The 12480-nt window shown below is 69.1% G+C and carries 12 protein-coding genes; 5 read left to right on the forward strand and 7 right to left on the reverse strand.

The window, feature by feature from the left end; translation table 11 throughout:
- Positions 1-175: 175 nt before the first annotated feature.
- From tilS to cysS, 4 genes are all read right to left on the reverse strand, one after another.
- Entirely contained in the window at positions 176-1621 is a 1446-nt protein-coding gene (gene tilS / locus BpN12_RS27415; protein WP_246795335.1) for a tRNA lysidine(34) synthetase TilS, read from the reverse strand.
- 43 nt (positions 1622-1664) lie between these two features.
- Complete coding sequence (locus tag BpN12_RS27420; protein ID WP_246795336.1) at positions 1665-2636, reverse strand: acetyl-CoA carboxylase carboxyltransferase subunit alpha; 972 nt, start codon at positions 2634-2636, stop codon at positions 1665-1667.
- Between the two features lie 105 nt (positions 2637-2741).
- Positions 2742-3653 (reverse strand): DNA-3-methyladenine glycosylase family protein, encoded by a 912-nt coding sequence (locus BpN12_RS27425; protein ID WP_246795337.1) that lies wholly within the window; start codon positions 3651-3653, stop codon positions 2742-2744.
- 47 nt (positions 3654-3700) lie between these two features.
- Complete coding sequence (gene cysS, locus BpN12_RS27430) at positions 3701-5095, reverse strand: cysteine--tRNA ligase (protein ID WP_246795338.1); 1395 nt, start codon at positions 5093-5095, stop codon at positions 3701-3703.
- A 228-nt stretch (positions 5096-5323) separates the two neighbouring features.
- Here cysS and BpN12_RS27435 point away from each other — a divergent pair, with 228 nt between their 5' ends.
- From BpN12_RS27435 to BpN12_RS27450, 4 genes are all read left to right on the forward strand, one after another.
- Positions 5324-6040, forward strand: coding sequence for a tetratricopeptide repeat protein (locus BpN12_RS27435; RefSeq protein ID WP_246795339.1), 717 nt, complete (start codon positions 5324-5326; stop codon positions 6038-6040).
- 62 nt (positions 6041-6102) lie between these two features.
- Complete coding sequence (locus tag BpN12_RS27440; RefSeq protein WP_246795340.1) at positions 6103-6678, forward strand: peptidylprolyl isomerase; 576 nt, start codon at positions 6103-6105, stop codon at positions 6676-6678.
- A gap of 86 nt (positions 6679-6764) precedes the next feature.
- Positions 6765-7256 carry a peptidylprolyl isomerase gene (locus tag BpN12_RS27445; RefSeq protein WP_042625422.1) on the forward strand — a complete coding sequence of 164 codons (492 nt, stop codon included), beginning with the start codon at positions 6765-6767 and terminating at the stop codon, positions 7254-7256.
- A 22-nt stretch (positions 7257-7278) separates the two neighbouring features.
- On the forward strand, positions 7279-8082 hold the full coding sequence (locus tag BpN12_RS27450; RefSeq protein WP_246795341.1) for a UDP-2,3-diacylglucosamine diphosphatase: 804 nt from the start codon (positions 7279-7281) through the stop codon (positions 8080-8082).
- Between the two features lie 270 nt (positions 8083-8352).
- Here the strand turns inward: BpN12_RS27450 and cysE are convergent, their stop codons facing one another.
- Positions 8353-9117 carry a serine O-acetyltransferase gene (gene cysE / locus BpN12_RS27455; RefSeq protein WP_246795342.1) on the reverse strand — a complete coding sequence of 255 codons (765 nt, stop codon included), beginning with the start codon at positions 9115-9117 and terminating at the stop codon, positions 8353-8355.
- Positions 9118-9430: 313 nt separating this feature from the next.
- Positions 9431-10288 carry an RNA methyltransferase gene (locus BpN12_RS27460; RefSeq protein WP_246795343.1) on the reverse strand — a complete coding sequence of 286 codons (858 nt, stop codon included), beginning with the start codon at positions 10286-10288 and terminating at the stop codon, positions 9431-9433.
- A 355-nt stretch (positions 10289-10643) separates the two neighbouring features.
- Here BpN12_RS27460 and BpN12_RS27465 point away from each other — a divergent pair, with 355 nt between their 5' ends.
- Entirely contained in the window at positions 10644-11465 is an 822-nt protein-coding gene (locus BpN12_RS27465) for an inositol monophosphatase family protein (RefSeq protein WP_246795344.1), read from the forward strand.
- 128 nt (positions 11466-11593) lie between these two features.
- On the opposite strand, the gene BpN12_RS27470 is transcribed toward BpN12_RS27465, so the two are convergent.
- Entirely contained in the window at positions 11594-12214 is a 621-nt protein-coding gene (locus tag BpN12_RS27470; protein WP_246795345.1) for an HAD family hydrolase, read from the reverse strand.
- Between the last annotated feature and the right edge of the window lie 266 nt (positions 12215-12480).

Here is a 12480-nt window from a genome sequence, read left to right on the forward strand (position 1 = left end):
GGAAAACCTGCACAAAACGCTCGAAAAATCGAGCCGAGCAAACGTCCGAGCGTACTCTATCGAGGTTCGCTTGACAAGTTGCCGGGATTGGTCTGGCACTTTTTGTTATTCAAATCGGCGATTGATCTCGATTTCGTCGATCAATCCGGCCCTTTTTCTGGTCAGCGATCGGCATTCAGGCGATCAGCAGATCGGGGCGCCATTCGATGCGGCGGCATGGGCCGGTACCGCCCGCCGCCGCCCCACCCGCCTCGGGGGCGCGATTGACGCCGAGCTGCGGCACGAACAGCAGCGTCTCGCCGGCATGCAGCAGCGGCACGTCGCGCTGCCACGCCGGCACGCCGCGCTCCTGGAACAGGTTCTTGAGCGTGCGTGACGGCCCGCCCGGCGCCATCCGCATCCGTTCGCCGCCGGCCCGCGCGCGCACCACGAGCGGCGCGCCAGACAGCACGGCCTCGGCGATCACGTGCTCGGCACCGGGGCCGGCCATCGCCTCGTCCACGTCGTCGACCGGCCGGAACACGAAACTGCCGCGCCACGCCGGCAGATGCCAGACCTCCTGCCCTGCCCACTCGAGCCGCGCGAGCGGACGCTCGCGCGCGCTGCCGTCGTCGGCCGGATCGGCGCTGTCGCCGGCCTCCCAATAGACGTCGTCGCGATAGAGTCGCAGGCACTGCCCCGCGTGATCGATGCGCAAGGCGTGCGAGACCCGGGTGGCGCGCAGTTGCTTGATCATCTCGGCAAGCCGCGCGGCCGAGGCGCCGGGCAGGCCGAGCGTGCGCATCCAGTGACGCAGCAGGTTCGCGCCGCGTTCGTCGTCGAAGCCGAGCAGGCGCTCGCGCGACAGCACGCGGCCGTCGTCGCGCGCCACGCCGGCCAGATCGTCGGCCGCGAGCACGTCGAGCAGCCGCTGCGCGGCGGCCGCATGCTGGGCGGTGCGTGCCAGCGCGTCGCGGAATCCGGGAAAGTGCACGGCGAGCTCGGGCAGCACCTGCGCGCGCAGCGCGTTGCGCGCATAGCGCGTGTCGGCGTTCGATTCGTCGTCGATCCAGCGCAGCGCGCGCGCCTCGGCATAGCGTTCGAGCTGCGCGCGCAGCAGCGACAGCAGCGGGCGCATGCGCACGATCGTCGCCCCGTCGGGCAGATAGCGCGGCGCCATCGCGGCGATGCCGGCCAGCCCCGCGCCGCGCAACAGCTGCAGCAGCACCGTTTCGGCCTGGTCGTCGGCGTGCTGCGCGATCCACAACGCCTGCGCGCCACGGCGCTCGCCCAGCGCGTCGAGCGCGCGGTAGCGGACCTCGCGCGCGCTCGCCTCGACGCCGAGCCCGCTCTCGCGCGGCACCTCGACGCGTTGCGCGTCGAACGACACGCCGAGCGCGGCGGCACTTGCCTCGGCATGCGCGAGCCAGGCGTCGGCGTTCGGGCTCAGCCCGTGGTGGACGTGCAGCGCGACGCAGCGCGCGGCACCGGCCACGCGCACCGTCGCGTCGAGCAGCACCGACGAGTCGAGCCCGCCGCTGTACGCAATCGCGATCGTGGCCGCCTCGGGCAGCGCGCCCAAAGCGACGCGGACCGCGTCGAGCACGACGCGGTCCGCGGCAGTTTCATTCGGGGGAATCATCGGCGGCACGCTCATGCGCGGCTCGCGAAAACGACGGCGGCGCTCAGACGCCCGGCGTCGTTTCCTTGAACTTGCCGTAGGCAAGCAGGCGCTCGACGCGGCGCTCGCGCAGCGCATCGATGCTCATGCCCTGGAACTGGCGCAGCGTATCGGCGAGCGCGCGGCGCAGCAGCGCGGCCATGCCCTTCGGATCGCGGTGCGCGCCGCCGAGCGGCTCGTTGACGATCTTGTCGATCAGGCCCAGCGCCTTCAGGCGGTGCGCGGTCAGGCCCAGCGCCTCGGCGGCCTCGGGCGCCTTCGCCGCGCTCTTCCAGAGGATCGAGGCGCAGCCTTCGGGCGAGATCACCGAATAGGTGGAGAACTGCAGCATCAGCACGCTGTCGGCCACGGCGATCGCGAGCGCGCCGCCCGAACCGCCTTCGCCGATGATGGTGGTGATGATCGGCGTCTTCAGCTCGGCCATCACGTAGAGATTGCGGCCGATCGCCTCCGACTGGCCACGCTCCTCGGCGCCGATGCCCGGGTACGCGCCCGGCGTGTCGACGAACGTGAAGATCGGCAGGCCGAACTTCTCGGCCAGGCGCATCAGGCGCTCGGCCTTGCGATAGCCCTCGGGGCGCGGCATGCCGAAGTTGCGCGCGGCGCGCTCCTTGGTGTCGCGGCCCTTCTGGTGGCCGATGATCATGCACGGGGTGCCGCTGAAGCGCGCGAGACCGCCGATGATCGATTGATCGTCGGCAAACGCGCGGTCGCCATGCAGTTCGTGGAAATCGGTAAACAGCTCGTTCACGTAATCGAGCGTGTACGGGCGCTGCGGATGGCGCGCGATCTGCGAGACCTGCCACGGCGAGAGGTTCGCGTAGAGGTCCTTCGTCAGTTGCTGGCTCTTCTTCGACAGGCGCTCGATTTCTTCCGAAATGTCGACGGCCGAATCGTCCTGCACGAATCGCAGTTCCTCGATCTTGCCTTCCAGTTCGGCGATCGGCTGTTCGAAATCCAGAAACGTGGTCTTCATGTATGGGAGTCCTAGGTCGTGCGGCAGCGCGTATTCTAACCGCGCTCACCCACGTCAAAACCGGGTCAAAACTATCAACCCAAGCAAAACAATAGCCAAAGCGGGTTACGCGTCAGCGGATTCGGGGTCGAGGCTGCGCCACATGTACCAGGTCGCGACGGTTCGCCACGGCTCCCAGTTCGCCGCGACCTCGCGCGCCTCGCTGCGCGTGACGGGCTCGCCGCTGAAGTAGTTGACGCTGATCGCGCGGATCAGGCCGAGATCGTCGAGCGGCATCACGTCCGGGCGCGACAGGTTGAAGATCAGGAACATCTCGGCGGTCCAGCGGCCGATGCCGCGGATCTGCGTGAGCTCGGCGATCACGGCCTCGTCTTCCATCGAGGTCCATTTGTCGACGTGCAGCGCGCCCGACACGAAATGCTGGGCGAGATCGAGGATGTAGTCGGACTTGCGCTTCGACAGGCCGCAGGCGGCGAGCTTCTCCTGGCCGAGCCGGATCACCTGCTGCGGCGCGAGTTTCGGGCAGGCGGCCTCGATCGCGGCCCACACGGCCTGCGCCGAGGCAACCGAGATCTGCTGGCCGACCACCGAGCGCGCGAGCGTGACGAACGGGTCGCCGCGCTTGACGAGATGCGCGGGGCCGAACTTCGGAATCAGTTTCTTGAGGATCCGGTCGCGCTTGACGAGGTCGGCGCACGCCTTGTCCCAATACGGCGGGCGCACCACCACGTCCGCGTCGGCAAGCTGCACCGGCACGGCCGCCTCGGCCGCGCGCACACGCCGCGCGCCGCTGTCGGCGGCATCGACCGCGAGCTCGCGACGCTCGGCCGCGTCGGCGCGCGCGGGCTTCGTCGCGCCGCGTGCGACCGGCTTGTGCGCGACGCCGTTGGCGCCCGCGGCGGGAGCGGCCGCGCGCTTCGCGGCGACCTTCCCGGCCGGCGCGCGCTTCGCGGCCGCCGACGAACCCGTCGTCGCGCGCGCCGCCCGCTTTGCCGGCACTTTCCTGCCCGTTGCCATCCTGCCTCCTGCCTGACGAGTCGATCAGCGGAACGGACGACGTGCGATCAAACGCGACGCCATTCGGTCAACCCGCCCGGTTTGTCTTCAAGCGCGACGCCGGCTTCGAGCAGCGCTGCCCGGATCCGGTCCGCTTCGGCATAATGCTTCGCCTGCTTGGCGGCCACGCGCGCGGCGATCTGCGCCTCGATCGCCTCGGCATCGAGCGCGCCCGAGGCGGCGCCCGCGGCCTGTTGCAGATAGGCGCGCGGCTCGCGGCCGAGCAGGCCGAGCAGCGCGCCGAGTTGCTTCAACTGGCGCGCGAGCGCCGGCTCGCGCGTGCGGTTCACCTCACCCGCGAGTTCGAACAGCACCGACACGGCCAGCGCCGTGTTGAAGTCGTCGTTCATCGCCGCAGCGAAACGCTGCGCGTAGGGCTCGTCGCGATCGAGCGGCGCGGCGTCGGGTGTCGCGTCCTTGAGCGCCGTGTAGAGCCGAGTGAGCGAGGCGCGCGCATCATCGAGATGCACCTCGCTGTAGTTGAGCGGCGAGCGGTAGTGGGTGCGCACGATGAAGAAGCGCATCACCTCGGCGTCGTAGCGCTCCAGCACCTCGCGGATCGTGAAGAAATTGCCGAGTGACTTCGACATCTTCTCGCTGTCCACCTGCACGAAGCCGTTGTGCATCCAGTAATTGACAAACGTTTCACCGGTTGCGCCTTCGCTTTGCGCGATTTCGTTCTCGTGATGCGGGAATTGCAGATCCTGGCCGCCGCCGTGGATGTCGAAGTGATGACCGAGCAGCGTGCAGCCCATCGCCGAGCACTCGATGTGCCAGCCGGGGCGGCCGCGCCCGTACTTCGAATCCCAGCTCGTGTCGGCCGGCTCGTCGGGCTTGGCGCTTTTCCACAGCACGAAATCGAGCGGGTCCTGCTTCGCGTCGTTGGCGGCCACGCGCTCGCCGGCGCGCAGGTCGTCGAGCGACTTGCCCGACAGGCGGCCGTAGTTCGCGAACTTGCGCACGGCGTAGTTGACGTCGCCGTCGCTCGCCTGATACGCGTAGCCGTTTGCCTCGAGCGTCTCGATCATGCCGAGCATCTGCGGGATGAAATCGGTCGCGCGCGGCTCGTGCTCGGGCCGCTCGACGCCGAGCGCATCGAGATCCTCGTGCATCGCCGCGATGAAGCGCGAGGTCAGCGAGGCGATCGTCTCGCCGTTCTCGACCGCGCGGCGGATGATCTTGTCATCGATGTCGGTGATGTTGCGCACATACGTGACGCGATAGCCGAGCGTGCGCAGCCAGCGCTGCACGACGTCGAACACGACCATCATTCGCGCATGCCCGATGTGACAGTAGTCGTATACGGTGATGCCGCAGACGTACATCCGGACTTCGCCGGGATGCCGTGGCACGAAGACTTGCTTGTCACGCGCGAGCGTGTTGTAGATGCGCAGTGATTCCATAGAGATGAAACGAGAGCCGAAGGATGCCGCCCTGGCGACGGGCGCCTGCATGAGAACCCGCTCGGTGCGTCCGCCGCGATCGGAAGCGACACCGTCGGTGAACGAGGCGTCGGTCGAACGACGGGCGAAGCGGTAACGGCGCGAGAGGCAAAAGACAGTCCGCAGCTCGCCGGAATGCGCGGACGATTTGCTAGAATGGCTCGGAGTATAACATTGCGATTTGAGCCTATGAAATCTTCCCGCGGCCGCGCGCCGAGCGCTGCGACCCTCGTTGCGACCGCTGTCCTCGGTCTCGCGTTGGCGCTTCCGGCCTTTGCACAGAAGGCACCCGCCACCGCCGACGGCACGCCGGAGATCGACACGTCGATCACCAACCGCGACTGGTCGGCGGCGCTGTCGCAACTCGACTCGCGCATCGCGGCGAACCCGCACGACGTGCAGGCGCAGTTCAAGCGCGGCACCGTGCTGGCCCGGCTGAACCGCGACGACGATGCGATCGAGCAGTTCGTCGCGATCACGCAGGCCTACCCCGAGTTGCCCGAGCCGTACAACAATCTCGCCGCGCTGTATGCGAAACACGGCCGCTATGACGAGGCGCGCGCCGCGCTCGTCACGGCGACCAAGGCGAACCCCGACTACGGCCTCGCCTACGAGAATCTCGGCGACCTGTACCTGCGGCTCGCGGCGGAATCGTACAAGCGCGCGCAGTCGCTCGGCCACACGAGCGGCGCCACCGCGCAGCGGCTCGCCGACCTGCAGCGCATCGTCTCGCCGCCGGCCGGCAAGCGCGCCGCGGCGCCCGCGCCGGCGAGCCGGACCCGCGCGCTGACCGACCAGGCCGCCTCGAACGTGTCCACCACCACGCTGCCGCTGTCGCCGTCGTTCCAGTTCGGCGTCTCGGGCGGCTCGCTCGCGGCGCCGCCCTACGTGGCGCCGTCGAACTGACGCGGGCGCCCGGCGCGCCTCGGCGCGGCGTCCCAACCCATTCACTCACCCAGAGGATCGTCATGAAACGTCTGTTGTTGGCGCTCGGCAGCGCCGCCCTCGTCGCGACCGCGCCCGCCTATGCGCAAACGGCCGCCGCGCATCCGGTCGTACAGCTGAAGACCACGCAGGGCGACATCCGCGTCGAGCTGTATCCCGAGAAAGCGCCGAAGACGGTGGCGAACTTCCTCGACTACGTGAAGGCCGGCCAGTACAGCGGCACGATCTTCCACCGCGTGATCCCGGGCTTCATGATCCAGGGCGGCGGCTACAAGGAGAATTTCGACGAGAAGCCGACGCGCGCGCCGATCCCGCTCGAAAGCCGCAACGGCCTGAAGAACCTGACGGGCACCATCGCCATGGCGCGCACCAGCGATCCGAATTCCGCAACGGCGCAGTTCTTCATCAACACGGTCGATAACGCCGGGCTCGACTATCCGAACCCGGACGGCAACGGCTACGCGGTATTCGGCAAGGTGGTCTCGGGCATGGACGTCGTGAAGAAGATCGAGGCGACGCCCACCACGGTGCGCGGCCCGATGCGCGACGTCCCGCAGAAGCCGGTCGTGATCGAATCGGCGAGCATCGTCAGCAAGTAAGCCCGGGCGCGCTGCGCCCTTCCACGCGGCCGCGTCGTCCCGACCGGCCGCGTGCCGTTTCACCCACCTCTAAAGAAGGAACCATCATGGTTGAACTGCATACGAACCACGGCGTGATCAAGCTCGAACTCGACGACGCCAAGGCACCGAAGACGGTGGAGAACTTCCTCAACTACGTGAAGGCCGGCCACTACGACGGCACGGTGTTCCATCGCGTCATCAACGGCTTCATGATCCAGGGCGGCGGTTTCGAGCCCGGCATGAAGCAGAAGCCGACCGAAGCGCCGATCGACAACGAAGCGAACAACGGCCTGAAGAACGACAACTACACGGTCGCGATGGCGCGCACCAACGATCCGCATTCGGCGACCGCGCAATTCTTCATCAACGTCAACGACAACGACTTCCTGAACCACTCGTCGCCGACGCCGCAAGGCTGGGGCTACGCCGTGTTCGGCAAGGTCGTCGAAGGCCAGGACGTGGTGGACAAGATCAAGGGCGTCAAGACGGGCAGCAAGGGCTTCCATCAGGACGTGCCGAACGACGACGTCGTGATCGAAAAGGCCGTGGTGGTCTGACGCGTTACGGGGACGCATTCCGATGCTGCAGGAAGCACCGCCGCGAAGCGTCTCCGGGGGCGTGCCGGGCGAGCATGGGCTCGCGCACGCGGCACGCCCGTTTCTGTTCGTCTCCGATCTGCACCTGGGCGAGGCGATCCCCCGCACCGTGGCCGCGTTCGAGCACTTCGTGCGCGTCACGGCCGACAGCGCCGACTCGGTGTTCATCCTCGGCGACCTGTTCGAATACTGGATCGGCGACGACATCCTCGCGGTCGATCCGTTCGCACAGCGCATCGCCGCGCTGCTGCACACCTTTTCGGAGCGCGGCATCGCGCTCTACGTGATGCACGGCAATCGCGACTTCCTGCTCGGCCGGCGTTTCATGAAGGCCGCGGGCGCGATGCTGGTGCCCGACCCGTCGGTGGTGCTCGCGTTCGGCCGGCGCATCGTGCTCGCGCACGGCGACGCGCAATGCACGGCCGATCGCGGTTATCAATGGTTTCGCGGCTTCGCGCGCAATCGCGCCGCGCAGTGGCTGTTCCTCGCGCGCCCGCTCGGCTGGCGCCGCGCGCTCGCCGAGCGCATGCGCGCGAAGAGCGAGGCCGGCCGCGAGCGGCCGATGCTGCCGCGCTACGACGTCACGCGGCGCGGCATCGCCGAACTGTTCGAGCGCAGCGGCGCCGACACGATGATCCACGGCCACACGCATCGCCCGGCGCGGCATGTCGAGCCTGAAGGCGCGCGCTGGGTGCTGCCCGACTGGGATCTCGATCACGGTACGCCGCGCGGCGGCTATCTGCGAATCGACGCGGACGGCGTGCAGGCGCTGCCGCTCGGCGACTGAGTCGCGCGCGGGCGCTGTGCCTGCGTGAGCGCGCGAGGCCGGCCGGTGCGCCAGTCTCTTTTTCTCATCATCCCGTCGTCTAGGGAGTTGCCGTGCCGCGGCGGCCGTTCGGCTGCCGGCACTGACTGACCTGGCTGGCGCCGTTGGCGCCGCTCGCCGATGTGGCGGTAGAGCACGGCGGGCAACTGCCGCAAAACACGAGCATGGCTATCGCGCCGCGGCGGCCGGTCAGCCTGGACTGCGGCGCGACTCGCCGCTGCCCGGCACCGCTCAGCGCGGCTCGCCGACGCGGCCGTCGAGCACGGCCGACAGCCGTCGCAGGTCGAGCCGGCCGTCGGCCTGCAGGGCCTCGAATCGTTCACCAAGCCGCTCCAGCGCCGCGACGATCTCGTCGACGCGCTGCGCTTCCCGGGCCGCATGATCGACGAGGCCGTGAATCGCCAGCGACATCGGATCGTCGGCGTTCGGCGTGATGCCGTAGGCGCTGAACGTGGTGCGCGTCGGCGCGGGCTTGGCCTCGGCCGGCAGCACCACGCGCGCGGGATTGCCGACCGCCGTGCCGCCCGCCGGCACCGGCTTGACGACCACCGCGTTCGAACCGATCTTGGCCCCCTCGCCCACCGTGAAGCCGCCGAGCACCTTCGCGCCCGCGCCGACGATCACGCCGCGCTCGAGCGTGGGATGGCGCTTCGCGCCGCGCGTGAGCGAGGTGCCACCGAGCGTCACGCCCTGGTAGATCGTGCAGTCGTCGCCGATGATCGCGGTCTCGCCGATCACCACGCCCATGCCGTGATCGATGAACACGCGCCGCCCGAGCGTGGCGCCCGGATGGATCTCGATGCCGGTCATGAAGCGCCCGACCTGCGAGATGAAACGCCCGAGCCAGCGCTGTTCGCGCCGCCAGCAGGCGTGCGCGACGCGGTGGAAGATCAGCGCGTGGATGCCGGGGTAGCAGGTCAGCACTTCCCAGGCGCTGCGAGCAGCGGGATCGCGCTCGCGAATCGTCGCGATGTCTTCTCGAAGTCTCGTGAACATGGCGTGTCTTGACCGGGAGGGGGATCGTCGCCGCGTGCCGCGCGGCCCTTATACGCAATCGCTATTTGCTTATCACGTGCAGCGATTGTAGGGGCACTCGCGCGGGCGCGCTGGCGCCGCCGCGTTGTCCCCAACGGCGCCGGGGTTTTTGGGCGGTACGCGGGCTGGCCAGCGTGTGTCCCGCGGGCCGGCTGGCGGCGCAACGCTGCTCGTGCGTCCGTCTCGCTTCGCGCCCCTTCTCGCCATTTCCGCCCGACCGGCTTGCCTCATCGGGCTCGCCCTGGCAACCGGGCGGGCCGGACCGCCGGGCCGCTCAGCGCTCGCCGCCCCCCGTCTTCAGCACGATGTGCTTGGCGATGCCGCGCAGGATGTTGACCTCCTCGCGCTCGAGCCCCGCGCGCGAGAACAGCCGCCGCAGCCGCGGCATCAGCTTCTTCGGGTTGCGCGGATCGAGGAAATCGAGCGCGACGAGCGCCTGCTCCAGATGCGCGAACATCCCTTCGATCTCGTCGGCCTGCGCGAGCGTGCCGGCCGCGCCGTCGTGCATTTCGCCGGGCTGGCCCGCCAGCAGCGCGACGCGCAGCTCGTAGGCCAGCACCTGGATCGCCTGGGACAGGTTCAGCGAGCTGTATTCGGGGTTCGCCGGGATGTGCGCGATCGCGCTGCAGCGCTCGACGTGCTCGTTCGACAACCCGACGCGCTCGTTGCCGAACACGAACGCGATCTCGCCGCTGGCGAGCTGCGCGCGCGCCGTCTCGGCGGCCGCGCGCGGTGCGAGGCGCGGCGGCCCGTACTCGCGGCTGCGTGCGGTCAGCGCGACCGACCACTGCACGCTCGCCAGCGCATCGGCCAGCGTCGGCACGATCTGCGTGGCGGCGAGCACGTCGTCGGCGCCGCTTGACATCGCGATCGCCTCGGGATCGGCCAGCACGCCGGCCACGCGCGGCGCGACCAGCACGAGACGCGAGAAGCCCATCGTCTTCAGCGCGCGCGCCGCCGCGCCGACGTTGCCGGGATGGCTCGGCTCGACCAGCACGAAGCGCGCCGACGCGAAGCCGCCCGCGGCAGGAAGCGGCGCGGACGAGGGGCCGGCGGGCGCCGCCGGCGGGGTGTGCGAGGTTTCCAACGTGATTCGGCCCGACTGAAAGAATTGCCGGTATGGTATCGCCAACGCCGCGCCAATCCCACTCGGCCGAACGGCCAGCGCCCTCAATCACGCTCGATCGCCGTCGATCACATGCCGGCGAACCGCGCCGCGACGGCGCGTATCGGCCCTCGGCGGCACGATTTCGGAAAAACGGTCCGACTCGGGTAAAATGCCGGTTTCGCGCTCGCCGGCTTTCGGATAAGCCCATCCGCTCCCGATTGGCCGGCCGATACACCAGGCCGCCCGTGCGGCCAGCGCCCCGCTCTTTGCCAATTCGCGTCTTCCGTCGACGAAACGTCCGCCCTGCCTTGCCGGGCGTCGCTTCGCCGGTTCGATCCACCTCGTGGCGGCCCGTGCCGCCGGCTTCAGGATTCAGCTCATGCATCCCATGCTCAACATCGCTGTCAAGGCTGCGCGCCGCGCCGGACAGATCATCAACCGCGCGTCGCTCGACCTCGACATGATCGAGATCCGCAAGAAACAGCAGAACGATTTCGTGACGGAAGTCGACAAGGCCTCCGAGGAAGCGATCATCGAGACGCTGAAGACGGCCTACCCCGACCACGCGATCCTCGCCGAGGAATCGGGCAAGTCGGACAACGAATCCGAATACGTCTGGATCATCGATCCGCTCGACGGCACCACCAACTTCATCCACGGCTTCCCGTACTACTGCGTGTCGATCGCGCTCGCGCATCGCGGCGTGGTGCAGCAGGCCGTCGTCTACGATCCGAACAACAACGACCTGTTCACGGCCACGCGCGGCCGCGGCGCGTTCCTGAACGACCGCCGCATCCGCGTCGGCCGCCGCGACCGCCTGTCGGACGCGCTGGTCGGCACCGGTTTCCCGTTCCGCGAGAAGGACGGCCTCGAGAACTACATGAAGCTGTTCGTGGAGATGACGCAGTCGTGTACCGGGCTGCGTCGCCCGGGCGCGGCGGCGCTCGACCTCGCGAACGTCGCGGCGGGCCGGCTCGATGCGTTCTTCGAGCAGGGCATCCACGCCTGGGACATGGCCGCGGGCAGTCTGCTGATCACCGAGGCGGGCGGCCTCGTCGGCAACTATCACGGCGATGCCGACTTCCTGCACCGCCACGAGATCGTCGCGGCGAATCCGAAGATCTACGCGCAGATGATCCCGATCCTGAACCGCTATTCGCGCATCGGCGGCGACGCCGCGCAGGCCGCGCAGCAGCAGTGACGGCGCGCGTGCCGCGCCCGGACGAGGCGCGGCACGGCACCAGATGGACCAACGGCCCGCTTCGTTACCGAAGCGGGCCGTTTGCGTTGACGGGCAAGCGCGGCGAGCCGGAGTCGTGATCGCGCCGTTCAGCCGTCGATCGCCGCCATCGGCCCCTTGCCGCGAATCCAGGCCCGATCGGCGCGCTCGGCCATCTCCTTGTCACCGCGGCTGTCGCCGTAAGCATAGAGCGTCGCGGGCGGCTGCGCGCCCCACCATGCGTTCAGCCGCACGACCTTCTGCGGCCCCCAGCAGTTCTCGCCGTCGAACCGGCCGGTGAACACGCCGCGCTCGAACCGCAGCCGCGTCGCCAGCACCGCCTCGAAGCCGAGCGGCGCCGCCCACTTCTCCAGATAGATCGACGGCGACGCGCTGACCAGCACCACCAGATGCCCGCGCGCCTGATGCTCGCGCACGCGCGCCAGCATCTCGGGGCGCACCAGACGCGGCAGGTCGGTGGCCACGAAGCGCGTCGCGAGCGCGTCGAGTTCGCGCTCGCCGATCGGCCCGAACGCGAACCAGGCGAACTTCGCCTTCGCGGCACCGCGCGAGATCCATCCCGCCTTCATCGCGACGATCCACGGCAGCGCGCGCAGCCCCGCCCAGGCGAAACGGCGCGTGCCCACGGCCTGCTGCACGAAATGGCGAAAGCTGTCGGAGGTGGTGATGGTGCCGTCGAAATCGAAGGCGGCGACGATGCGGTCGGTCATGGCGGGTTCTGCCGGGAAGGAAACGGGCGAGCCCGGAAGATAGCAAATTTGCGCGGCCTCGCGCGAGTCGCACGGCGTCTGACCGGGGCCTGAATGCCGGCAAGAAGCCTGCATACACCGGCACACACCGGCACCGAACGGCGGCCATCACGCGCCGGCCACGATGCCCCGGCCGCGAGCGGCGTCATCGAACGACCGGCGACGGCCGCCGCCGGGCCTCGCCACCGCGCTTGCCCCACCGCTTCGAAACCGCATCAAGACCATCG

It is taken from the genome of Burkholderia perseverans (genome assembly GCF_022870505.1).
GTDB lineage: Bacteria > Pseudomonadota > Gammaproteobacteria > Burkholderiales > Burkholderiaceae > Burkholderia > Burkholderia plantarii.